Below are 23,926 nucleotides of genomic sequence, written 5' to 3' on the forward strand. Positions count from 1 at the left end.
CCTTTAGCTTTTGTGCAGATTTTCTAAAATCGTGCGGTTTTTGGAATTGGAAAAAAGAGCCTCTTTAGAATCCAGCCATTCTTTAAACTCTTCTTTAAATTCTTGCTCGTCTTTTTTTGGCTCTTGTGTGATTGGCTCTTCTTTTTGAAACAATTCAAGCGAATCGCAACGATTGAATAAAACGACATTTTCATTTTTTTCTTTGATAAGGATTTGAATGATGCCAGGAAGTTCCACTTGAACCACGCTGCCAATGTTGTTAGGGCCAAACCCGGCTTCAAACTGCACGCTTTTTGCATCAATCATCAAGCTTTCTAAGGTGTATCCGGCTAAAACAAACAGCACTAACGCACCGAATTTTTCATGAATTTCTTTAGGGAGCTTGGGGGAAAAATCAATCGCATCTCTTTCGCACAAAAGGTTGAAACTCAAATGGTTTTTGGACAGAAATTGCAAGTATTCCATGCAATGCTTGTTGTTTAAAAGCCTTAATTCTCTTTGCATGCGAGCAACCTTTCAAATTCTTCTAACAAATGGCACACCTCTTGCATGCCAATTTCCCAAAATTCTTTGCTATCAATGTCAAAGCCAAACATGGACACTAATTCTTTGGGGCTTTTTGATCCTCCTAAGCTCAAAAATTCCGTGTAAGTTTTAACAAACTCTTTAGCGTCGCTTTTTTTATAAAGCCCATAAAGCGCCAAAGTTAAAAGCTGCCCGTAACTATAAGCGTAGCAATAAAAAGGCGAATGGATAAAATGGGGGATATAGCTCCACCACAAATGGTAGTTTTTAGTGAGTTTCACGCTCTTTTCAAACATTCTTTGGTTTTCTTCAAACCAGATTCGATCAAAATCTTTGGTGTCTAATTCTTCATCAATTTCATGGATTCTTCTTTCAAAATTAGTCATCACCACTTGCCTAAAAAGGGTAGAAAAAATATCTTCTAGTTTGCCGGCTAGCATGAAAAGGAGTTCGTCAGATTTTAAACCCTTTTTTAAATGCTCAAAAAACAGCATTTCAGAAAAGACGGAAGCGGTTTCTGCGGTGGTTAAGGGCGTATCCATGTTCAATACGCCTTGTTTTTTGGACAATTCTTGGTGGATCATATGCCCAAATTCATGAGCGATAGTGAAAGCGTCTCGGCGGTTTCCTGTGTAGTTTAATAGCACATAAGGGTGAGCGCTAGGCACCCCGCCATGGCTAAAAGCCCCACCTTGCTTAAAATCTTTAGGGTGTGAATCCACCCAGCCTTCTTTGATCGCTTTAGAAGCGATTTTGTGAAATTCTGGGCTAAAGGCTTTAAGGGTGTTAAGCACTTCTTCTAAAGCTTGAGAGTAAGTCATGGTGGTGTTTTCATCGCTTAAAGGGGCGTAGCGATCGTAGTCTTTGAGTTTATGCCCTAAAATTTGTGCTTTTTGATGGTAGTAACGATGCACTAAAGAAAAATTAGCGTTCACAATCTCTATCATGCTATCCACGCTCTCTTGGGAGATCTGGTTGTCAATGTGGCGGAAACTCTCTTTTTTATCGTATTTTCTCAGCCTAGTTTCAATGAGCAAATCTTTACGCACCATGTTTAAAATGTAAGTGAGCAAAGGGCGAGATTTTTCTAACGCTTTACTGAAAGCTTTTTGAGATTTTTTACGGATCTTGCGTTTGGGGTTGTGCAAGAGGGCTAAAATTTCTTCTTCGCTCAAATTTTGCTCTTCAAAAGGGATTTTCAAAGAAGAAAAATGCTCATCAAAAAGACGGCTAAACGCACCCACTCCCACAGGTGAAAGGGCTAGAGCGATCTTTTCTTCGTCTAAATTTAGGGTGTGCTTTTTCCTTTCTATGAGATTGTTCAAATAAAAAGCATGGTTTTTGCATTTTTTAATGAAAGCGAGTTGTTTTTTGGCGTCTAAATTCTTAAATTCAATTTCAAAGAATAAAAGGTGCTGTTGGATATTCGCACAAGCCATTTCGCATTGCGAATAAAACTTCGCTTCTTTGGTGTTCTTGGCAAAAAGTAATTGAGCGTAAGTCATCGCTCTAGAAATCTTTTCTGACAAATCTTCGTAATGTTTAAGAGCGTTGGCAAACCCTGCAATGTCTAAATTCTTAAGGTTGTTTTGATAAGTGCTCTCAAATTCTTGCACTTCTGTTTGTAAGGTTTTTAAAAATTCTTCTGTGCTTTCTTTATTTTCAAATAAAGCACTTAAATCCCATTCTTGCTCTTTCATAAAAGCCCCCTTTTTGTTTAATAGTTTGAGTTCAATACGCTTGTATTTTAACATAACACTTACAATACAAGCAAACTTATCATTTGGTTTTTACGCAATTATTTTTTAGCCGGCTCATTTTCTTGGCTCTTTTGGTGCAAAATAAATTGAGCGATAGATTCTAGGTATTTTAAGATAAAAGGGGTTGCTAACATAGAAAAGACCACCATAAGGATAAGGAGCTGGTGGATGTCATTTTGAGCGATACTTAAGATATTTTTTTGGTGCAAAAAACCAAGAATCCCTTTTTTTTCTTGCAAATTAAAGAGCTGGTGCGAGCCTGAATTTAAGAAAATGACAAAAGAAAACTCCCCGATTTGCGCCAAAGAAAGAGCGGTTTTTATGGCAGTTTTAGCGTCTCTAAAAAAACGCAAAAGCGCATAAATGATAGCCGTCTTAAAACCCATCACTAAAATGAGTAAAAAGATGACAACAAAGAACTTCTCTATAAAGAAACTCACATTAATTTGCATCCCTATCGTAATGAAAAAAAGGGCTAAGAAGAGGTTTTTTAATTGCGCAAATTCTTCTTGGACATTGATTTTATAGCGCGATTTAGAAATGGCCATGCCCACAATGAACGCTCCTAAAGACATAGAAAACCCAAAAAAATGGCTCAACCCCGCCGCGCTGCAAACAATCACTAAAATCGTACCTATAAAAATTTCGGGCAAGCGCGTGTCTTTTGCTTGCTCTAAGATGAGATTAGCCCCTTTTTTTCCAGGCAATAATAAAAGAACTAAAATAATCCCTGCTGAAATAAAGGTTTTAAGAATGAGTAAATTAACATTAGAATCCTTACTGCCTAGAATCGTCAAAATTAAAAGCATGGGAATGGCTGCAATATCTTGGAAAATCAAAATCCCCACCGTGCTCTTTCCCATGGGCGTGCTAAGCTGTTTGGAATCTTCAAAGAATTTCAGCACAATAGCGGTTGAAGAGAGCGAAAGCCCCATGCCTAAAACAAGGGAAAAAATGGGTGAAAGACCCAAAACAAAATACCCCAGTAAAAAAGCGATTAAAGCGCATAAAACTACTTGCAAAAGCCCAAAAACGAGCACTTCTTGTTTGATGGATTTGAGCTTGTCAAAATTAAACTCAATGCCTATCATAAACATTAAAAAGACGATACCAAATTCGCCAATATCAGACAACAAATTAAAATCATTAATTTTAAAAAAAGCCACTAAGACCGTTCCTGTGCAAATGTAACCAATGATAACAGGCATGTCTAATTTCTTTAAAAAGATTCCAAAGCCCACAGCAAGCCATAAGCCAGCAATAACAATATAAAGTGTGTTATTTTCCATAAAAACCTTTCCCCAGTAGAATCGATTTGTTTTAAAGAAATAAAAGCGAAACTATCCTATTAAATTGAGCCATTAAATAACACTATTGAATAAAATAATATCTATCAAATATATATATAAGTATTTTATTATTTAAATCTTACTAAACCCGTATTCAAACGCAAACACCAAACGCTCTATTGAGTAAAATCAAAATTAAAACGCTAGGATTATACTGCACTAAAGCAAACTTTCTATTTATGAAAAAGATTTTTGAACCCCAACCTTTTAAGAGTCGGCTAGGGTTTAATTTGATGATAAAGAAGAGCGAATGAAAGAATGGATTAAAAAGTAAAGACATAATCCACATACCAAGAATAGTAGCGGATAAGCCCCACATCTTTGCTGCCCTGATTAACCATAGGGAATTTCACGCCCGCTTCAAACGCGCTGCGATCCCCAACGCGCATTCTTCCGCCTAAATTCCATAAGAACTGGAATCTCGTTTGATTGACATCATAAGGGAACATCCAAGTGTTTCCGGCTAATTGAACGCCACCAATGAGACCTAGAGCGAATTTATCCAAAGGAATGAGATTGACAATCAAATCGCCACCGCCACCATAGGTGAGCAAATTGGTTTTGGTGTGTTCAGTCCCTGAAGTGTTAAACCAATCTAAAAAGCCATACACCCTAGCCCCAAACCATTTATTGGCAAAGCCTACAAAACCTAATTTGAAATTCAAACCATAAAGATCATTGCCATGGCGCCAATCAGAGTAATTGCTGTTATAAGGACCATAACGACCTTGCTGATAACCCGCACCCATGAAAAACCCATTCACTTCGCCAGCCAGCGCTAAACTCGTGCTCAAGCTTAAAATACAAGCAATTCTTTTAATCATAATAAATCCTTCTTGTTGAATTAAAGTTACACCTTAAAATCGGTTATTTTTCTAAAAGATTTAATTTTTTATCAAAGATGAGGGTTTTAGAGCGGAAATCTTGGTTAAATACTAATAAGTGGGATACACCCACAAAACAAACCGCCTCAAACTTTTAAAATACAAATTTTTAAGATACAAATAGGTATAATGAATAACTTCAATCATTTAATCAAAGGGAGTTCTATGAAAAATACTTTCAAGGCGTTTGCCTTTTTAATCGTATTTTTTTCAAGTGCTCTGTTGGCACAGGATTTAAAAATCGCTGCTGCTGCTAATCTCACGCACGCTTTAAAAGCCCTTGTTAAAGAATTTCAAAAAGAACACCCCAAAGACACTGTTAATATTAGCTTTAATTCTTCAGGAAAACTCTACGCTCAAATCACTCAAAACGCCCCTTTTGATTTATTCATTTCAGCAGATGTTGCCAGGCCTAAAAAGCTTTATGAAGAAAAAATAACCCCTTTTAAAGAAGAAGTCTATGCTAAAGGCGTGTTGGTTTTGTGGAGCGAAAATCTAAAAATGGATTCTTTAGAAATTCTTAAAGACCCTAAAATTAAATATATCGCTATGGCTAATCCTAAACTAGCCCCCTATGGAAAAGCCAGCATGGAAGTCTTAGATCATTTAAAGCTCGCTTCCAGTCTTAAATCTAAAATCATTTATGGCGCTTCTATTTCTCAAGCCCATCAATTTGTCGCTACTAAAAACGCTCAAATAGGCTTTGGAGCGTTATCCTTGATGGATAAAAAAGATAAAAATCTCTCTTATTTCATCATTGATAAAGCCCTTTATAACCCTATTGAACAAGCCTTGATCACCACTAAAAATGGGGCTAATAACCCTTTAGCCAAAGTTTTTAAAGATTTTTTATTCAGCCCTAAAGCTAGAGCTATCTTTAAAGAATACGGCTATATTGTGGATTGAAACGCATAAAAAAGGCGAACAATGGATCATGAATTTTTGATTACCATGCGTTTGAGCTTTTCTTTAGCTTTGATTACCACCCTTATTTCACTCCCTATAGGGATTTTTTTAGGCTATTTTTTAAGTCTTAAACGCAGTCTTTTAACGAGTTTAACAGAAACGCTTGTGTATATGCCTTTAGTTTTACCCCCAAGCGTGCTAGGGTTTTATCTTCTTTTAATCTTTTCACCTTCTTCTTTTTTGGGAGCGTTTTTACAAGATGTGTTCAATGTGAAACTTGTTTTTAGTTTCCAAGGGCTTATTTTAGGGAGCGTGATTTTTTCCTTGCCCTTTATGGTAAGCCCCATTAAAAGCGCGTTAATTTCCTTGCCCACTTCTTTAAAAGAAGCCAGTTATAGCTTGGGAAAAGGGGAATATTACACCCTTTTTTTGTCCTACTCCCTAACATCAAACCCAGTGTGTTGATGGCTATCATTACAACTTTTACGCACACTATAGGCGAATTTGGCGTGGTGATGATGCTTGGGGGTGATATATTAGGGGAAACAAGAGTGGCGAGTATTGCGATTTTTAACGAAACTGAAGCGCTCAATTATTCTAAAGCCCACCAATACGCCTTAACGCTCACGCTTATCAGTTTTAGCCTCTTGTTTGTTACCCTGTTTTTGAATAAAAAACAAAGCTCGTTTTTATGATAAAAGCGCGGTTTAAAAAACGCCTTTTAGGATCTAGGGGCGCGTTTGATTTGAATATAGACTTAGAAATTAAAGAAGCAGAAGTTGCCGCTTTATTAGGAGAATCGGGAGCGGGTAAAAGCACGATTTTACGCATTTTAGCAGGGCTTGAAGCGGTGAGTAGCGGCTATATTGAAGCCAATCGTTCAGTGTGGCTAGACACTCAAAAAAAGATTTTTTTAAAACCACAACAACGAAAAATCGGCTTTGTGTTTCAAGATTACGCTCTATTCCCTCATTTAAATGTGTATCAAAACATCGCCTTTGCTCACCCTAAAGATAAAAATAAATTCCACGAAGTGTTACGCTTAATGCGTTTAGAAAATCTAATCCAGCAAAAAATTTCTCAACTCTCTGGCGGGCAAGCCCAACGAGTCGCTTTAGCAAGAGCTTTAATCGCAGCCAAAAATCTATTGCTTTTAGATGAGCCTTTAAACGCCCTAGATAATACCTTAAAAAACGAGGTGCAACAAGGTTTGCTTGATTTTATCAAGCGTGAAAATTTAAGCGTGTTATTGGTGAGTCATAACCCAAACGAAATAATCAAACTCGCGCAAACTTTCCTCTTTTTAAACAATGGCGTTATTGATCCTAATCAAGAAAATCGGCTTTTTTCAAACCGCTTATGGGTAAAACCTCTCTTTGAAGATGAAAATTATTGCCATTATGAGATCATTCCTCAAACGATCAGTTTGCCCAAAGATTGTCTGAACCCAACTTTTGAGCTTGATTTCAATCAAAACAAAAAATTTTAGAAATATTTTTTCATTTTTCTCTTGAAACCCTCTTATTTTTCAAAAGGAGTTGTTTATAACAACCGCTAAAATCAAACTCTTTTATTATTAGCATTCAATGAAAACAGAGTCAATTTTTTAGCTTTTCAAAAATGCCTCTATTCTTTTGACGCTCTCTGTTTTGCCTAAAATAAAAAGCGCTTCTTTAAGGCCTATCCCGCCCCCCTTACCCAAAAGGGCTAATCTTAAAGGCTGCATGAAGCTACCCGCTTTAATCTTTTCTTCTTCAATGATTTGGTGCATGGCGTTTTCTAGCGCGCTTTCATCGTTGAAATTGGCTGTATTTAATTCCAGCTTAAACTTTTCTAACAAGGGCATAACGAGCGCTTGATTGAGTTTTTTAAAAACCTTTTCTTCATACTCTATAGGAGCAATTAAAACCTCATCTATTTTAAGGGCTAATTCTTTTAAGGTTTGGGATCTTTCTTTGAGAGCGTCCAACAAGCGATCCAATTGATCGGGGTTTAAATGCGAGAGATCGCTAAAACTAAAAGGCTTTAAAAGCTTTAATAATTCCTGCGTGCTTTGGTTTTTGAGATAATGAGCGTTGAGCCAATTAAGCTTGTGCCAGCTAAAGCAACTGGGCGAAGAATTTAAATCTTTAGGGTCAAAACATTCCAATAATTCTTGCATGCTAAAAATCTCTTTATCTTGATAGCTCCACCCCAAACGCGCTAAAAAATTCACTAAAGCTTCCTTAAGATAGCCCCTTTCTTGATAGTCCATCACATTAGTGGCCCCATGGCGTTTGCTTAATTTTTGCCCTTCTTCGTTCAAAATCATTGGCACATGGAAAAAATTAGGGATTTTAAAATTCAAAGCCTTATAGAGAACGATTTGTTTAGGGGTGTTAGAAAGGTGATCATCGCCTCTAATCACATCAGTAATCCCCATTAAAGCGTCATCAATGGTAACCACAAAATTATAAGTGGGCGTCCCATCGCTCCTGGCGATAATAAAATCGTCTAATTCGTGAGTGTTCACTCTCACTTCGCCTTTAACCCCGTCATTAAAAACAATGATTTCATTTTGTGGGACTTTAATCCTTACCACAGGCTCTATGCCTTTAGGGGGCGTGCCTTTAAAATCACGATAACGATTGTCATAGCGTGGGGTTTCTTTCCTAGCTTTTTGTTCTTCTCTCAAAGCGTCCAACTCTTCTTTACTCATGTAACAATAATAGGCTTTGTCTTCATCTAAGAGTTTTTGAATGTATTCTTTATAAATTTCAAAGCGTTTGGATTGATAGAGGATTTCGCCATCGTATTCTAGCCCCACCCATTTGAAAGCCTCTATAATGGCGTTAGCCGCTTCTATGGAGTTACGGCTCAAATCCGTGTCTTCAATGCGTAAAAAAAATTTTCCTTGATTGGCTCGTGCAAAAAGATAATTGAAAATGGCTGTTCTTAAACCTCCTATGTGGAGGTAGCCAGTGGGCGACGGGGCGAAGCGCGTAACGATCAAACTCATTATTCTAACCTTAAAAATAAAATGCTCTTATTGTATTCAAAAATGGCTTAAAAATTGTTTCACTTTTTTCTATTAAAATTAGTGTATGATTGAGATTATTTTTAACAGGATTACCCATGCAATTTCAAAAAACCTTATTTTCTTTATCTTTATTATTTTTATCTTGTTGTATCGCTGAAGAAAATGGGGCGTATGCGAGCGTGGGGTTTGAATATTCTATCAGTCATGCCGTTGAGCATAATAATCCCTTTTTGAATCAAGAACGCATCCAAACGATTTCTGACGCTCAAAACCAAATCTATAAACTCAATCAAGTCAAAAATGAAATCACAAACATGCCCAACACCTTTAATTACATCAACAACGCTTTGAAAAACGATGCTAAATTAACCCCCACTGAAAAGCAAGCCGAACAATACTACCTCCAATCCACCCTTCAAAACATTGAAAAAATAGTCATGCTTAGCGGTGGAATTGCATCTAACCCTAAATTAGCCCAAGCGTTAGAAAAAATGCAAGAACCCATTACTAACCCTTTAGAATTGGCAGAAAACTTAAAAAATTTAGAATTGCAATTCACTCAATCTCAAAACCGCATGCTTTCTTCTTTATCTTCTCAAATCGCTCAAATTTCAAATTCCTTAAACGCGCTGGATCCTAGCTCTTATTCTAAAAACATTTCAAGCATGTATGGGGTGAGTTTGAGCGTAGGGTATAAGCATTTCTTCACCAAGAAAAAAAATCAAGGGTTTCGCTATTATTTGTTCTATGACTATGGTTACACTAATTTTGGTTTTGTGGGCAATGGCTTTGATGGTTTAGGCAAAATGAATAACCACCTCTATGGGCTTGGCATAGACTACCTTTTTAATTTCATTGATAATGTGCAAAAACATTCTAGCGTGGGTTTTTATGTGGGCTTTGCTTTAGCGGGGAGTTCGTGGGTAGGGAGTGGTTTAAGCATGTGGGTGAGTCAAACGGGTTTTATCAACAATTACTTGACTGATTATCAGGCTAAAATGCACACGAGTTTTTTTCAAATCCCTTTGAATTTTGGGGTTCGTGTGAATGTCAATAGGCACAATGGCTTTGAAATGGGCTTGAAAATCCCTTTAGCGGTCAATTCCTTTTATGAAACGCATGGCAAAGGGTTAAACACTTCCCTCTTTTTCAAACGCCTTGTGGTGTTTAATGTGAGTTATGTTTATAGTTTTTAGGGGGGTAGATGCCTTCAAACGCTCTTTTGATTGAAGAAATCGCTCATTTAATCAATGTTTCTCATAGCAGCGTGCATAACTGGATCAAAACCAATCTTTTAGAGAAACTAGAGATTGATCATAAAATTTATGTGAAAACAAGCTCTTTTTTAGATTTTTGCCGCAACCATTTAGGGAAAAACAAGCTTAACAAATACGCTAACAAATCCTTAAAAGGTGCGCATAACCATCAAGAATTGATTTTAAAATACCTAAAAATATTAGAAAATAGCTCTGATTTAGAAAAGTTGGATTCTCATTATGAAGAAGAACTTTCTAACACCACCAGAAATTTAGAAGGCATTTACTACACCCCTAATAGGATAGTAGAGCAACTTTTCACTCTCCCTAAAGATTTTGATACCTCCCAAGCGATTTTTTGCGATCCGGCTGTGGGGAGTGGGAATTTTATCATGCATGCTTTAAAACTAGGTTTTAAGGTTGAAAATATCTATGGCTATGATACAGACGCTTTTGCTGTCGCTTTGACTAAAAAGCGTATTAAGGAGCGTTATCGTTTAGATTGCCCTAATATTATGCAAAAAGATTTTTTAAATTTAAAACACACCCCACAATTTGATTGCATTTTCACCAACCCGCCATGGGGTAAGAAATACAACCAAAACCAAAAAGAAAATTTCAAACAGAAATTCAACCTCTCTCAAAGCCTAGATAGCGCGTCGCTCTTTTTTGTAGCGAGTTTGAATTGCTTAAAAGAAAACGCTCATTTGGGGCTATTATTGCCTGAAAGTTGTTTGAATATTGATGCGTTTAAAAAAATGCGAGAAATGGCTTTAAAGTTTCAAATTAGAAGCCTGATTGATTTTGACAAACCCTTTAAAAATCTAATGACTAAGGCTGTGGGTTTGGTGCTTAAAAAAACCCCTAACAAGGATCAAAAAATCTCATGTTTTTATCAAAATAGCAAGTTCAAACGCTCGTCCTCTTCTTTTTTTAACAACCCTAAAAAGATTTTTAATATCCATTGCTCTAGCAAAGAAAATAAAATTTTAGACCACCTTTTTTCCATTCCCCATATCACTTTAAAAAATAACGCTCATTTTGCTTTAGGGATTGTTACAGGCAACAATAAAGAAAAATTACGCTCCAAGCAAGAAAAAAATACCATTCCCATTTTTAGGGGTTCAGATATTTTAAAAGACGGATTAAAAGCCCCTAGCCAATTCATTAACGCTGATTTAAAAGACTGCCAGCAAGTCGCTCCCTTAAGCCTTTATCAGGCTAGAGAAAAAATCGTGTATAAATTCATTTCTTCAAAGCTTGTCTTTTTTTATGACAATGAGCAACGCCTTTTTTTAAACAGCGCGAACATGTTTGTTTTAAAAGAAAATTTTCCTATCAGCGCTAATGCGCTAAAGGAATTATTAAACAGCGATTTAATGCAATTTATTTTTGAATCGCTTTTTAAAACGCATAAAATTTTAAGAAAAGATTTGGAATGTTTGCCCCTATTTGCGCAATTTATAAACAATAGTTTTGATGAAAAATTTTATTTGAAAAATTTAGGGATAGAAAAAAAAGACTCTAAACATTTCACCATCAGGAAAAACCATGCATGTTGCTTGTCTTTTGGCTTTAGGGGATAATCTCATCACGCTTAGCCTTTTAAAAGAAATCGCTTTCAAACAGCAACAGCCCCTTAAAATCCTAGGCACTCGTTTGACTTTAAAAATCGCCAAGCTTTTAGAATGCGAAAAACATTTTGAAATCATTCCTGTTTTTGAAAATATCCCTGCTTTTTATGACCTTAAAAAACAAGGCGTTTTTTGGGCGATGAAGGATTTTTTATGGTTGTTGAAAGCAATTAAAAAGCACAAAATCAAACATTTGATTTTAGAAAAACAAGATTTTAGAAGCGCTCTTTTATCCAAATTTGTTTCCATAACCACTCCAAATAAAGAAATTAAAAATGTTTATCAAAACCGCCAGGAGTTGTTTTCTCAAATTTATGGGCATGTTTTTGATAACCCTTTATATCCCACGAATTTAAAAAACCCCAAAAAGATTTTGATCAACCCTTTCACAAGAGAAAATGATAGGAATATTTCTTTAGAGCATTTAAAAATCGTTTTAAAACTTTTAAAACCCTTTTGTGTTACGCTTTTAGATTTTGAAGAACGATACGCTTTTTTAAAAGATGAAGTCGCTCACTATCGCGCTAAAACCAGTTTAGAAGAAGTTAAAAACCTGATTTTAGAAAGCGATTTGTATATAGGGGGGGATTCGTTTTTAATCCATTTGGCTTACTATTTAAAGAAAAATTATTTTATCTTTTTTTATAGAGATAATGACGATTTCATGCCGCCTAAGAATGAAAATTTTCTAAAAGCCCATAAAAGCCATTCCATAGAACAGGATTTAGCCAAAAAATTCCGCCATTTGGGGCTATTATAATATTGTGTTATACTTCTAATTTCAATTTTGCTTGTTAGGACATTCATGAAAAATATTAGAAATATCGCTGTAATCGCGCATGTTGATCATGGGAAAACCACTTTAGTGGATGGCTTACTTTCTCAATCTGGCACATTTAGTGAGAGAGAAAAAGTGGATGAAAGGGTGATGGATAGCAACGATTTAGAAAGAGAAAGAGGGATCACTATCCTGTCTAAAAACACCGCTATTTATTACAAAGACACTAAAATCAATATCATTGACACTCCCGGGCATGCTGATTTTGGGGGCGAAGTGGAGCGCGTTTTAAAAATGGTGGATGGAGTGTTGCTTTTAGTGGACGCTCAAGAAGGGGTCATGCCTCAAACTAAGTTCGTGGTTAAAAAAGCTTTGAGTTTTGGGATTTGCCCTATTGTGGTGGTGAATAAAATTGATAAGCCCGCCGCTGAACCGGACAGAGTGGTGGATGAAGTTTTTGACTTGTTCGTAGCGATGGGGGCTAGCGATAAGCAATTGGATTTTCCTGTGGTGTATGCTGCTGCTAGAGATGGCTATGCGATGAAAAGTTTAGACGATGAAAAGAAAAATTTAGAGCCTTTATTTGAAACGATTTTAGAGCATGTGCCAAGCCCTAGCGGGAGCGTGGATGAGCCTTTGCAAATGCAAATTTTCACGCTTGATTATGACAATTATGTGGGCAAAATCGGTATCGCTAGAGTGTTTAATGGCTCGGTTAAAAAGAATGAAAGCGTGCTGTTGATGAAAAGCGATGGGAGTAAAGAAAACGGTCGTATCACTAAGCTTATAGGCTTTTTAGGGCTGGCTAGGACTGAGATTGAAAACGCTTATGCGGGCGATATTGTAGCGATTGCTGGGTTTAATGCGATGGATGTGGGCGATAGCGTCGTTGATCCCAATAACCCCATGCCTTTAGATCCCATGCATTTAGAAGAGCCTACGATGAGCGTGTATTTTGCTGTCAATGATTCGCCTTTAGCCGGGTTAGAAGGAAAGCATGTTACTGCTAATAAATTGAAAGACAGGCTCTTAAAAGAAATGCAAACCAATATCGCTATGAAATGCGAAGAAATGGGCGAAGGCAAGTTTAAAGTGAGCGGGCGTGGGGAATTGCAAATCACTATTTTAGCTGAAAATTTACGCCGTGAAGGGTTTGAGTTTAGCATTTCACGCCCTGAAGTCATCATTAAAGAAGAAAATGGCGTTAAATGCGAGCCTTTTGAGCATTTAGTGATTGACACGCCTCAAGATTTTAGCGGGGCTATCATTGAGAGATTAGGCAAAAGAAAAGCCGAGATGAAAGCGATGAATCCCATGAGCGACGGCTATACAAGATTAGAATTTGAAATTCCTGCAAGAGGGCTTATCGGCTATAGGAGCGAGTTTTTAACCGACACTAAGGGTGAAGGCGTGATGAATCACAGCTTTTTAGAATTCCGCCCTTTTAGCGGGAGCGTGGAATCGCGCAAAAATGGGGCGCTAATCAGCATGGAAAATGGCGAAGCGACCGCTTTTTCCCTTTTCAATATCCAAGAAAGAGGCACGCTTTTTATCAACCCCCAAACTAAGGTTTATGTGGGCATGGTCATTGGCGAGCACAGTAGGGATAATGATTTAGATGTCAATCCCATTAAATCCAAGCATTTAACCAACATGAGAGCGAGCGGGAGCGATGACGCGATCAAACTCACCCCGCCTAGGACTATGGTGTTAGAAAGAGCGCTAGAGTGGATTGAAGAAGATGAGATTTTAGAAGTTACCCCCTTGAATTTAAGGATTAGGAAAAAGATTTTAGACCCCAACATGAGGAAAAGGGCGAAAAAATAAATAGAATTTTTTGGAATGCATGCCAATTTATTCAACCAAAACGCTAGTAAAAAAGATGTTTTTTTGCACAATTTACGCTCCAATAATGGGCGTTACAAATGCTACATAAAAGCCACTTTAAGATATGGTGGGGGCAAGTCTTTAGCTGTAGGGTTAATAGTGGAGTATATACCTAATGGTGTGCGTAGGATTATTAGCCCTTTTATAGGTGGGGGGAGCGTAGAAATTGCATGCACAACAGAGTTGGGTTTAGAAGTGTTGGGTTTTGATATTTTTGACATTTTAGTGAATTTTTATCAAGTGTTGCTCAAAGTCAAACAAGCTCTTTATAATAATTTGCTCTCTTTAGAACCTACACTAGAAACTTACAGCACCATTAAGCAAGAGTTAAAAGCCCATTATAAAAAAGAATGGAGTTTTTAAGTCAAATCTAATCTACAAGATGATTACTCTGTTATTATACCAAAAATCTACAGAACTAACCTTAAAGAATGTTTTATTTTTTATTAAAACTCTCATTCTTTCTTAGAGTTCTTGCTACAACTTGCAAAAACATTTTGGCGTAATGTCTATCTAGGGCAATCTTATTAGACTTAGCATTAAATGCGAGCTTGTAGAGTATGTCTAATAATCTTTTAGCTCCTTGTCCGCCTACAAAGCTTATAGAACCTTGCTCATGCATAATGCTAGGATTAAAGAGTTTGTAGTCTAAATCTTTTTTAAATTTGAAATAATGCTCATGCGTGTTTTTAGCATAAGCAAGATTTGCCTTATAAAGTGTGTTTAACTCATCTTTATCTAAATTAGGTTTTAATGTCTTTGCCATAGTTTTCAAGTCCCTTTCTATGAGACTTAGAGACAGAAACTAACATTCTAGTAAGCTTGAATGAAGCAATCATTCAAGCTAAAGAGAGCAGTAATGAGCGGCAAAATTCTAACGCAAATAACAATAACACTATTAACAATACAATAGATACTAATACTTCTAACAATATTATTAAAAATAATGACAATAATCATCCAAATTTAAGCTTGGCTGATTTAGAATTAGAGCAACAAAATTCAGGAGAACCAAATGGAAAAGAAAGAACAAATCGCGCAGATGAGCCGAGCAGAGCTAGAGCAGGAATTCCGCAAGAAATTCACCGCAGAAGCGAACATAGAAGACAGCAAGAGGGAGTGGAGCGATCGAGTGATGAAGAACTTTCACACCAAAACTCTAGTTTATTTATTGAGCCTAGAGAGCAGGGAGGAACAAGAGGAGTTTATAGATCTAGCGACCAACAGGCAGTTTCAGAAAAACCCCATAGAGAGCGAGATAGACTACATGAACATGTATTTAGAGGAGATGGAGTATCAGCAAGAGCAGATAGCAATGGAGCATCAACTCAAGCAAGCAGTCCAGCAAGCCGAATGGAAAATGGAGCAAGAAGCGAAGAAAAGGGGGATAATCCCCATGATGAGAGAGGAGTATCACGCCCACCGCAATCCCCATCTCATCAACAAAATAGCTCCAGAGATTTGGGGCTTTCTCTCTCTAGAGAACAGCCAGGACAGACTGGACGCTTACGCTTTTTTGATCATGGACAGATGGGCTCATTATTTCCCACAGACCATGAAAACCAAAGATCACAGAACGATAATGAGCTTGATAAAAGCAGTGATAGAGCAAACGAAAATGGAGACAGAAGCCCTAGACAGAATGGGAGCGCAAATCAAAAGGGCGCAAGGGGTGAGCGATATGGAATTGCTCCAGGAAGCTCAAATCAATCAGTATCACCACCTGCTCAAATCCCATTACATCATGCAGGACTCAGCGCACCAAATGGACTTAGAGACCTTGAAGAAAACAGGGATCAAGAGGGAAGACTTCTATCAAATTTAGATAATTTAGAAAGCTTGCTTAACGCTATTAGAAACAACACCATAGCGAGTGAGCCTGACTTTAGATCCAGGCTCTTAGAAGCTATTTACCACAACGAGCCTTTAAAGGATAGTATTGTAGGGACACAACTCCTTAAAGACCCTACGACTAAAATCTTTTATTAGACATGCTAGAAAGGATTAGAGACATCCAAGCGTTGAATGAAAACTTAAAAGCTTGTATTGTGATGAACCGCATCCCTACTATCCCCACTCTTAAAGAGAAAAAAGCTCTCATTGATTTTATCAACCAAAATAACGCTAATGAAAGCGTGTTTTTAATGGATAATATATTAAGCGAAAGGATAGCTTATAAGCGTTCAGTGAGTGAAGGTATGGGCGTGATGGAATACAATGACAATAAAGCCAAAAACGAATGGTCTCAATTCTATGATGAATTGAGCGGGCATTTAGGGATCAAGAAATGAAATGGTAGAATTTATAGTTTAATTCTAAATAACGCTTAATTGTGTTATGATATTAAAAACAATCTACTTTAAAGGATAAATATGGAATTTAAAAACACTAAAAAAGACAGGCTGAGCGATCTAGAAAATCGCTTTGAGAATGCCAACAAGCATGAAACAAACAAACATGAAAAAGAAGACAGGAAAAAAGCCCACACGCTCTATATTTCAGAGAAAGTGATGAATAGTGTAGAAGAGTATTTGAATGAATTTGGAGCGTTCAGAGAAAATAAAAGCGTGTTTGTTCAAGACGCTATTGTTTTTTACTTAGAACACAAGAAAAAAGAAATGAAGCAAATGTTTTTAGATAAGGCGAGCAAGTTGTGATTTTATGGTGTTTTCATATCAAGGAGCTTAAATGAAAAAAACAAAACTTTTCAAGTTGAGAGCGTTGAGTTTAGCATGTTTAATGGGATTAGGCGTGAGTGGGTGCGCGTTTTTAGACAAGCAAATTTTAAACGACCACTTGACTAAGGCTAAAAACAACCCAAAATACGATTGCCAAAAAGAAATGTGGTCTTTCCCTGAAAAATATGATGGGATAAATCAGTGCTTAAAGGCTCAAGAAGAGCTTATTGAACCAATTATCACTAAAAAGATTGTTCAGTATCAATGCGATGATTTCGCTAATGAAGGCTTAAAAGATAAGTGCTTTAAAAGAAACGATGCCTACTTAAACACTCTTTTAACGCCCATCATTCAAAAACAAGAGCGTCGTTTTAGCTGCTCTGACTTCCATAACCCAGAACTACAAGAACAATGCATGGATAAAACTAACGCTTATGAAAAACAAAAAGACCGACAAGACAGACTAATTAATCTCGCGCAATTAGAAGCGTTTGAAAAAGAATACGCACAATATAAACTATATATTATCCCTTACTTCATTAAAAAATGCGTTAAAAGTGCGCCCAATTTAGCTAACAAGGAAAGATTATGCCAAAAAGAAGTGCATGAAAAATTTCACGACCCTTATTCTAGCTCTAAAGAATTGAGCGTTAAATCGGCTATTTCTTTTTGCATTAAAAAAGTTGATCCAAAATTAGAAAAAGCCGCTCTGATGAATGGCGTTTATATAAGCCCTTATAAAAAATCCACCCATTGCCAAAGAACGCATTTGGACAATAAGAGCTTGAAAGAAATCGCTTTGGATATGAACCCTAAATTAGAAAAGCAAAGCCCTTTTATTGATGCGAACAAGTTGGCTATGCAATCTGCGGGGTTATTGAGAGAGAATAAAGATGTCTTGATCGCTTTTGCTGCAGATATTTGCATGGAGCGTAACGAACATAAGAAAGGAGAGTTTATCAGTCTTAAAGAGAGTTGTGCCCAATCGCAAGCCAAACTCTATAACAACAAAGAGCGCTTTGACAAATTCATACAAGATTACCAAAAAGATTTAAAAACTTGCCTTTTAGACACTTCTAACACTAAAGAAGAAGTGGAACAAAATTTTTTGCTTTGCCAAAAAGAGCAATTGAGAGACGATAACAAAGGCTTGGGCTTTACTTTAGAAGAATTGGTTCAAAAATACGCTAAGTAAAGTTATTTAATTTTATGGATGGTTTTAAAAATCCATTTCATGGTTATTGCTAGGGTTTATGGGTTCATTGGTAGTTTTGTTAAAATCTTTGGTGGTATTTTTGAGTGCGTTTGTGTTTTCTTGTGCGGTTTGTGTAACGGCTGTGATTTGATGGTTGCTTTGCAAGTTTTCTAAAGCTATACTTGTGCTTTTTAATAAGGTTTTAAAGCATTGTAATTCTTTCTGCAAAAAATTAAGCGATTTTTCACAGCGTTTAATGATTTTATCCCTTTGCCCTCTTTCATAAATAGGCAAATCATTTTCATGAGCTTGCGTTAAAAATTTTAAATCTTTTGATAGCTCCATAGCTCTAGTTTCTAAGAATTCTTTTCGCTTCTTAGCAAAACAATAGTTTTCCTCTTCAAGTCTTTTTAAATGTTCTAAAAGATTAAGCCAAGCTTGTTTGTCTAATAAATTGCCTTGTGGGTTAGAATTTTTAACACTATCATCTATCTTTTTCATTTCAAACCTAGCAATATTAACAAGTAAAGCGCTATCTTTAAAAAACTTAGCCACTAAAAACATATTGCCTTTATCAGTCAAGCTTAAATTTTGATAATTCATATACCTAAAAAATTCAAAAGCTCTTTGCGAAATACTATGTCTATCGCTTTTAAAATCTAAAGCAATTTTTTCTAAATTTTTAACAATGCTTTTACTTGTAAAAACTTTGCTCATGCTTTTTAGTCTAGTGTAAAGCTCAAAGCGTTTTTTTGAATGGGATAAATCAACTTCTAAATCTTTGCTAAATTCTTCCTTCAAGACTTTTAAATCTTTATAATCTTTTTCTAAATCTATAATCTTTTTCTGTGTGGCAAAAAGTTTTTTGGTGGTATAAAGATAATCTTTTATTAAAGGGCTTTTACAGACAACCAATTTTTGAGTTTTTTTATAAGTGTTTTTAGGGGTTAAAGATTCTTTATTTAACCATTTTATTTCTTTAAGTTGTTGGTTAAGTTCTTTTTCATTTATTGGGGGCGTGAATTTTTCTTTTTCCCAATGCGTTTTTTCTAATAAACTTTTTAGACTATCTAAATGATCAGATAGGGCATTTTCTCTTTTTTTCAAACTTTCTATTTGAGAAGTTGCACTGCCCAAAACTTTATAGAAATAGTTTTCATGCCTAAAATTCTTATTGTTTCTAGCCTGTTTTTCTAGCGTATCTAACTCTGTTTCTATGTCTTTAATCGCCTTATAAATATTAGGCGTGTTAGAATATTGCAATTCGCCTTTTGAGTTAGCAAATAAATAATCTTTAAATGTTTCTCTTAGTGTGTGGTAAAACTCTTTACAGCTGTCTTTAGAATGAAAGCGTAGTTGCTTATTGGTAATTTTGTTAGTTTTGTTGATAATCACATGCGCATGCGGATTGTTTTGGTGTGTATGGAGTTTCATTATAAAAGGGTAATCATAACCTAGCGTGTTAGTGAGTGTTTGATACACGCTTAATTCCAAAGCTTTTAAATTTTTTTCATTACAATTTTCATCAATGCTAAACACTAGATGTAAAGCACAATTTTTAACACGGCTCTTATTTTCTAATAATTTTTCAAATTGCTCATTCCACTGCTCTGCTATATCATTATAATTAACTTCATTAAAAAATTCATCTCTCACTAGCTCACCATGTTTAGCGATATAATCCATCGCCCTTTTTGAATGCAGGCGTGTCATATTGCCTATGTTTTTGATGACCACTTGTTTTTGTGGCTCTCTTAAACGCATGAATTCTTCTTGTGTGAGTTGGGTTAAATTTTTAGTAAATTTTTCTGCTTCTTTAATAATAGCGTTTAGCATAAGTGTATTGTATCTTAAGCGTCTTTTTGGGCTTGATGACATCATAATCAAAAAGCTCATCGCTTTCAAAGTTTTTAATATAACTTTTTTCTAACGCCATTTTATTGTAATTTTATCCTCATAAAAACTTTGCCGCTTGTTTTAATTTTTAGCTCTTATTCTACATTATTATTCCCCTTTTTTAAAGTGCAGGATAACACTTCAATTTCGTAAAAATTGAAGTCAATTTGACCTTGCAGGTGGCTAAAACACGCGATTAAAAGCTATTCTTAAATCAAACTTAACCAAAAAAAACTTATTTTAAAACTTTCAATTGATTCTTTTCAAACCAATTTTTTACAAAAATTTGGGCTATAATGTAGGTTACGCTAACTATCATCTGTTGGAAAGGAGTTCAATATGTCAAATGTTATTACAGATTACTCGCAATACAATGAAAAGCAACTGCACAATTTCTTAAACTCCATTGAAAAACAATTGCTTAAAGCAGAAGGAGATAAAAATAAAGCGATAAAAAAAATCCAAGAGTGTGAATTACAAGAACAAATGATCAGACAGGTTTTAGCCCAAAAACATTCTCAAGAAAAAGAACCCACACAAAGTTTGTTAAATACGATCGCCTCAAAAGATGACCCAGAATACGATGTTTCGTTTGGAGACTTCAATGATTTTTTACAAATAGCAAAACAAGAAAGAGAAAGGCATAATGCTTAAAGTCAGAACTAAGAAAGATTTTCTTAAAGACTTTAATAAGCATATCTTATCTGGGCGTATTACAGAAAGCGATGTTACAAGCGTTGTTGATTGCCTAAAAAAACAAAAACCACTCCAACAAAAATATTGCGACCATGCTTTGAGCGGCAATCTTAAAGGGTTGAGAGAATGCCATGTCAAGCCAAACTTGTTATTGATTTATGAAATCAAAAAACAAGAAAATGAACTTGTTTTATTGCGTCTAGACACTCATAGCGAGCTATTTAAAAAGTGATCAAACGCTAAAAAAATTATCTACAACAATCCGTGCTAATTTTTAATTCAAGTTGCGCTAACTTTAAAATAGAACATGCTAATTTCTAAAAATAAGCTGCGCTAAGCCACACTACAAAAATGTTAATCTTTATTTTAAATCTTACTCATGCAAGTCTGCGCTATAAATCAACGCATTCCTTTTAATAACAAGGATAAAAAGTTGTAGAAAGCGATTTTTAAAAAGCAATTAAAAAATATTCATACAACCTTTTTTGATCAATCAAACACTTCTTCATTGGGCTTGACTTCCCAGTTAATACGAGAGAGTAATTCTTTGTTTTTGAAATAATAATTCGCTTTTAATTTTAACGGTTTAGCCTTATGACCGCTCACTAAAATGATCACTTCATCTTTATCAATATTCATAATATCTTGCGCGCTCAATAAGTCCCACGCTTCTTTTCCTATACTAGAAGTCCCTCCAGTAATGAGCTGTCCTTTTTCTGTAGAGTGGCTTCGTGTTTTTCTAGTCATCTTACCGATTTCTTCGCTCACTTGTTTAGCGTATTCTAAATCATCCATTTTGAAAATCACTTTGTAAGCCACGGTGCTATTAACAATTCTTGCATCTTCTTTGCCGTAATATTTTTCAATAAGAGCGTTGGATTGCGTAATAAAAATTAAAACCACACCATAGCTCCTACTTAATGCGGGCATTTCTAATAAAAAAGGCAATTTACCAAAACGCACAAATTCATCTAAAAAAAGATAAACCCTTTCTTCAAATTTCTTACTCTCTTTCAATAAAAGATTTTTAGCAATACTTTCCAAAAGGATACGGATAAGCGGTGCGAGCGTGTCAATATCTGTTTGAGCGATTTTAATATAGAGTGAAATATTATCAGCCCTTAAATCCTCGTATTCAAAACTCATGCTGTCTGTAGCGCTTTTAACTTGATAGCTTGTAAAGACTTGCATAAAACGGCTATAAACTGATTTAATGCTCGCAAACTCTTTATCATTCGCCTTAGCCCATTTGTTCGCTTCGTTTCTAATAACAGGATCTAACATGCCCTCTTTCATTATAATATTGCCTTGATCATCTTTTTCTAAATTATTCACAGATCCATCATAATTTTTAGGATTTTCTGGGTCAGTATAGACTTGTTCGGCTACTTGTTTATACCATAGCAATTCCACATTGACATTAGGTTTCATTTTTTTAACGCCATTTTCTACTTTAGCCATATAACGCCCATTCTCTTTAACAAAACCATTATCGCTACTTTGACATTCATATAATTCAGTATAAAATCGGCTTTGTGGATTGATTAAGGGAACGTAATTTTTTATAGGAGCGCTTGCAATTTCAAAAAAGGTGCTAGTGTTATGCACGCACAAATCATAAAGAGCGTAAAAGACAAATAAATTTTTAGCTTGCTGTGTCCAATGAGGGTCTTTATTTGCCCCATCTTCAGCAAAAATAGTATTACCCACTTCATCTACAAGCCTTCGCTTTCGGTTAAAATCTAATTTTTCTACAATGCGTTTATCAAACGGATTGAATTTAAGCGTGTTGTCATTTCCATCAAATACAAAAATTTTATTTTTTAGAACTTGTTGTCTGTAACCAGCCGTTAAATCAAATAACTCCCCTTTAATATCTAACACCACACAAGAGCTAGGCACATTTAAAAGATTAGGCACAGCCACAGCTGCGGTTTTACCACTTCCAGGAGGAGCGATAATTAAAGTAGAAAGCGGAGCATCATAATAAGTAGGCTTAAGTGAATTTAAACCTTTATATAGCCCCACACAAAAACCTTTGTTAAAATTTAAGGTCATAGGATAACTCTTAGAAGAACCTAGCGTAAAGACATCTTTGCAAGCCTTAGGGAGAGTTTTAGTGTAATAATCTTTTTGAATGCTATTAAGCTTATGGAATAAATTGCTGGTTTTATCCTTAAATTTATCTCTTAATGTTTTGAATTTTTCTCTCATTTAAAATAATCCTTTTAAATATTTCATAAATAGCGTTAGTTTTACACTTAAAAATCCCCTAAATATAAAGGTTAAGACACAAATCACTACTAAAAAAGATAAGATCGTAAAGAAAACCTTAGGTCTTTTCTTGGCAAATTGATAAACTCCATAAAATATACACCCTATAAAAATAGGCAATAGCGTAAAGCTAGAGACAACAAGCATTAGAGGCAAAAACAAAATTAAGAACAAGCCTTTAAGAATATTAAAAATCCTATATTCGTATTTAATAATATCTTTCATTTCAGCCCAAACTGCCTTGCCATGACTATCCATATTGCGCCCATTAAAAAATAAGTAGGCTGTCAAAAATAGCGGCAATAACGCACAAAAGAATGAAAAGTAAATCTCAAATTTAAAATGGGGAAAATTATGTAGATTAAGAATAATCTTTTTTAGATAGTTATAACTCGCTAAAAAACTAGGAAAACCTAAGAAATAATGCGATACGCCTAAAAAAATAAAAGGAATGGCTAAAATAGAAATGATATAGCAATAAGGCTTATAAATTTGCATTTACTCTACTTTTATTTTATTATCTAATAAACTCATAAAATGCATAAAATCATTCTCAAAACTCTCATCTTTCATAAACTCTTCAAACTCCTCTTCGCTTTTAACCCAAACTTCACTAATATATTCCATTAAAAGAGTGAAATTTTCTTTCAGATTTTCTTGTAATATTTTTGCTTGATTTCCATCTTTTAGAAAATGGGGAGCATTGATAATGCTTTGAGAACTTTTAATAATAGATGCCATTTTTTCTAAATAATTTCTAATTAAATCAATATCAGTTTCTTTTGTCATAAATTCATCCCTTTTAAAATTTTCTTATCCCCTTTTAAACAATGCGCTACGATGAAAGCGCTTTTTTTGATAGCTAGGTTTAAAATTTTTGTTTTTTCACTCCAAGCTTTCAGTTGCGTTTCAATATCTTGCAATAAGCCCAAATGGATAACATTTTCTCCTAAAAGTGCCGCATTATTTAAATGGTAAGCAATCTGGTTAAAATTAGAACAAGTCGCATTCAATGAGCTATATAGCATCGCTAAACTGCCTAAAGCGCTTGTGATTTTTTGCTGTTTGTAGAAACTAATTTGGCTATTTAAAATAAGATTTTCTACAATTTTGGTGTAAGACTTGTTGTGCCTAGTTTTTAAATCATTTAAAATTTGGACACATCTAACATCCAATAAAAATTCCATCC

General features: G+C 35.3%; 23 protein-coding genes and 4 pseudogenes. 15 read left to right on the forward strand and 12 right to left on the reverse strand.

Annotation, left to right across the window (positions count from 1 at the left end; all coding sequences use genetic code 11):
* Positions 1 to 3: 3 nt before the first annotated feature.
* The 5 genes from DBU79_RS04425 to DBU79_RS04440 form a co-directional block, all read right to left on the reverse strand.
* On the reverse strand, positions 4 to 504 hold the full coding sequence (locus tag DBU79_RS04425) for a hypothetical protein (RefSeq protein ID WP_154411661.1): 501 nt from the start codon (positions 502 to 504) through the stop codon (positions 4 to 6).
* Positions 489 to 2,225, reverse strand: coding sequence for a M3 family oligoendopeptidase (locus DBU79_RS04430; RefSeq protein WP_154411662.1), 1,737 nt, complete (start codon positions 2,223 to 2,225; stop codon positions 489 to 491). The genes DBU79_RS04425 and DBU79_RS04430 overlap by 16 nt, the downstream gene beginning before the upstream one ends.
* 98 nt (positions 2,226 to 2,323) lie before the next feature.
* On the reverse strand, positions 2,324 to 3,574 hold the full coding sequence (locus tag DBU79_RS04435) for a cation:proton antiporter (protein ID WP_154411663.1): 1,251 nt from the start codon (positions 3,572 to 3,574) through the stop codon (positions 2,324 to 2,326).
* A 154-nt stretch (positions 3,575 to 3,728) separates the two neighbouring features.
* Entirely contained in the window at positions 3,729 to 3,914 is a 186-nt protein-coding gene (locus DBU79_RS07925; protein WP_229764011.1) for a hypothetical protein, read from the reverse strand.
* A complete protein-coding gene (locus DBU79_RS04440; protein WP_000595790.1) occupies positions 3,898 to 4,458 on the reverse strand; it encodes an outer membrane beta-barrel protein in 561 nt (186 codons plus the stop codon). Before DBU79_RS04440 ends, DBU79_RS07925 begins: the two co-directional genes overlap by 17 nt.
* Positions 4,459 to 4,683: 225 nt before the next feature.
* Here DBU79_RS04440 and modA point away from each other — a divergent pair, with 225 nt between their 5' ends.
* From modA to DBU79_RS04455, 3 genes and pseudogenes are all read left to right on the forward strand, one after another.
* Positions 4,684 to 5,424 carry a molybdate ABC transporter substrate-binding protein gene (gene modA / locus DBU79_RS04445; protein ID WP_134890060.1) on the forward strand — a complete coding sequence of 247 codons (741 nt, stop codon included), beginning with the start codon at positions 4,684 to 4,686 and terminating at the stop codon, positions 5,422 to 5,424.
* 21 nt (positions 5,425 to 5,445) lie between these two features.
* A pseudogene (gene modB, locus DBU79_RS04450) lies at positions 5,446 to 6,119 on the forward strand (molybdate ABC transporter permease subunit).
* Entirely contained in the window at positions 6,116 to 6,913 is a 798-nt protein-coding gene (locus tag DBU79_RS04455) for an ATP-binding cassette domain-containing protein (protein WP_134890061.1), read from the forward strand. Before modB ends, DBU79_RS04455 begins: the two are co-directional and overlap by 4 nt.
* 117 nt (positions 6,914 to 7,030) lie before the next feature.
* Here DBU79_RS04455 and gltX read toward each other — a convergent pair whose 3' ends face one another.
* Positions 7,031 to 8,422, reverse strand: a complete 1,392-nt coding sequence (gene gltX / locus DBU79_RS04460; protein ID WP_154411664.1) for a glutamate--tRNA ligase — start codon at positions 8,420 to 8,422, stop codon at positions 7,031 to 7,033.
* Positions 8,423 to 8,538: 116 nt separating this feature from the next.
* On the opposite strand from gltX, the gene hopJ reads away from it, so the two are divergent.
* From hopJ to DBU79_RS04485, 5 genes are read left to right on the forward strand one after another with little or no spacing between them, the layout of a single operon-like run.
* Positions 8,539 to 9,639, forward strand: coding sequence for a Hop family outer membrane protein HopJ/HopK (hopJ, locus tag DBU79_RS04465; protein WP_154411665.1), 1,101 nt, complete (start codon positions 8,539 to 8,541; stop codon positions 9,637 to 9,639).
* Between the two features lie 8 nt (positions 9,640 to 9,647).
* Complete coding sequence (locus DBU79_RS04470) at positions 9,648 to 11,285, forward strand: class I SAM-dependent methyltransferase (protein ID WP_154411666.1); 1,638 nt, start codon at positions 9,648 to 9,650, stop codon at positions 11,283 to 11,285.
* A complete protein-coding gene (locus DBU79_RS04475; protein WP_154411667.1) occupies positions 11,251 to 12,093 on the forward strand; it encodes a glycosyltransferase family 9 protein in 843 nt (280 codons plus the stop codon). Before DBU79_RS04470 ends, DBU79_RS04475 begins: the two co-directional genes overlap by 35 nt.
* Before the next feature lie 45 nt (positions 12,094 to 12,138).
* Positions 12,139 to 13,938 (forward strand): translational GTPase TypA, encoded by a 1,800-nt coding sequence (typA, locus tag DBU79_RS04480; RefSeq protein ID WP_000790224.1) that lies wholly within the window; start codon positions 12,139 to 12,141, stop codon positions 13,936 to 13,938.
* Positions 13,939 to 13,953: 15 nt separating this feature from the next.
* The gene (locus DBU79_RS04485; RefSeq protein ID WP_229764012.1) at positions 13,954 to 14,361 is read left to right on the forward strand and encodes a DNA adenine methylase; all 408 of its coding nucleotides are present in this window, start codon (positions 13,954 to 13,956) and stop codon (positions 14,359 to 14,361) included.
* Between the two features lie 76 nt (positions 14,362 to 14,437).
* Here the strand turns inward: DBU79_RS04485 and DBU79_RS04490 are convergent.
* Positions 14,438 to 14,764: pseudogene (locus DBU79_RS04490) on the reverse strand (integrase); the annotation flags it as partial.
* A 249-nt stretch (positions 14,765 to 15,013) separates the two neighbouring features.
* Between DBU79_RS04490 and DBU79_RS04495 the strand changes: the two are divergent.
* The 5 genes and pseudogenes from DBU79_RS04495 to DBU79_RS04510 all read left to right on the forward strand — a co-directional run bounded on the left by DBU79_RS04495 (position 15,014) and on the right by DBU79_RS04510 (position 17,871).
* On the forward strand, positions 15,014 to 15,823 hold the full coding sequence (locus tag DBU79_RS04495) for a helicase (protein ID WP_180634513.1): 810 nt from the start codon (positions 15,014 to 15,016) through the stop codon (positions 15,821 to 15,823).
* 14 nt (positions 15,824 to 15,837) lie between these two features.
* Entirely contained in the window at positions 15,838 to 15,987 is a 150-nt protein-coding gene (locus tag DBU79_RS07790; RefSeq protein ID WP_167599593.1) for a hypothetical protein, read from the forward strand.
* Positions 15,978 to 16,289, forward strand: a pseudogene (locus DBU79_RS04500) (ParA family protein); the annotation flags it as partial. The gene DBU79_RS07790 and the pseudogene DBU79_RS04500, both read left to right, overlap by 10 nt.
* A gap of 81 nt (positions 16,290 to 16,370) precedes the next feature.
* Positions 16,371 to 16,655 carry a hypothetical protein gene (locus DBU79_RS04505; protein ID WP_154410086.1) on the forward strand — a complete coding sequence of 95 codons (285 nt, stop codon included), beginning with the start codon at positions 16,371 to 16,373 and terminating at the stop codon, positions 16,653 to 16,655.
* Between the two features lie 31 nt (positions 16,656 to 16,686).
* Complete coding sequence (locus tag DBU79_RS04510) at positions 16,687 to 17,871, forward strand: hypothetical protein (protein WP_154411668.1); 1,185 nt, start codon at positions 16,687 to 16,689, stop codon at positions 17,869 to 17,871.
* 24 nt (positions 17,872 to 17,895) lie between these two features.
* Here DBU79_RS04510 and DBU79_RS04515 read toward each other — a convergent pair.
* Positions 17,896 to 19,807: pseudogene (locus DBU79_RS04515) on the reverse strand (relaxase/mobilization nuclease domain-containing protein).
* A gap of 299 nt (positions 19,808 to 20,106) precedes the next feature.
* Here DBU79_RS04515 and DBU79_RS04520 point away from each other — a divergent pair.
* Entirely contained in the window at positions 20,107 to 20,421 is a 315-nt protein-coding gene (locus DBU79_RS04520) for a hypothetical protein (protein ID WP_128044752.1), read from the forward strand.
* On the forward strand, positions 20,414 to 20,695 hold the full coding sequence (locus tag DBU79_RS04525; protein WP_025452836.1) for a type II toxin-antitoxin system RelE/ParE family toxin: 282 nt from the start codon (positions 20,414 to 20,416) through the stop codon (positions 20,693 to 20,695). The genes DBU79_RS04520 and DBU79_RS04525 overlap by 8 nt, the downstream gene beginning before the upstream one ends.
* A 257-nt stretch (positions 20,696 to 20,952) precedes the next feature.
* Here DBU79_RS04525 and DBU79_RS04530 read toward each other — a convergent pair whose 3' ends face one another.
* From DBU79_RS04530 to DBU79_RS07930, 4 genes are read right to left on the reverse strand one after another with little or no spacing between them, the layout of a single operon-like run.
* The gene (locus DBU79_RS04530; protein WP_195834229.1) at positions 20,953 to 22,677 is read right to left on the reverse strand and encodes a type IV secretory system conjugative DNA transfer family protein; all 1,725 of its coding nucleotides are present in this window, start codon (positions 22,675 to 22,677) and stop codon (positions 20,953 to 20,955) included.
* Positions 22,678 to 23,235, reverse strand: a complete 558-nt coding sequence (locus tag DBU79_RS04535) for a hypothetical protein (protein ID WP_154411669.1) — start codon at positions 23,233 to 23,235, stop codon at positions 22,678 to 22,680.
* The gene (locus DBU79_RS04540; RefSeq protein WP_000159826.1) at positions 23,236 to 23,526 is read right to left on the reverse strand and encodes a hypothetical protein; all 291 of its coding nucleotides are present in this window, start codon (positions 23,524 to 23,526) and stop codon (positions 23,236 to 23,238) included.
* On the reverse strand, positions 23,523 to 23,924 hold the full coding sequence (locus tag DBU79_RS07930; RefSeq protein ID WP_326731208.1) for a mobilization protein: 402 nt from the start codon (positions 23,922 to 23,924) through the stop codon (positions 23,523 to 23,525). Before DBU79_RS07930 ends, DBU79_RS04540 begins: the two co-directional genes overlap by 4 nt.
* Between the last annotated feature and the right edge of the window lie 2 nt (positions 23,925 to 23,926).

Origin of the sequence: Helicobacter pylori (assembly GCF_009689985.1) — a bacterium.
Taxonomy (GTDB): domain Bacteria; phylum Campylobacterota; class Campylobacteria; order Campylobacterales; family Helicobacteraceae; genus Helicobacter; species Helicobacter pylori_CG.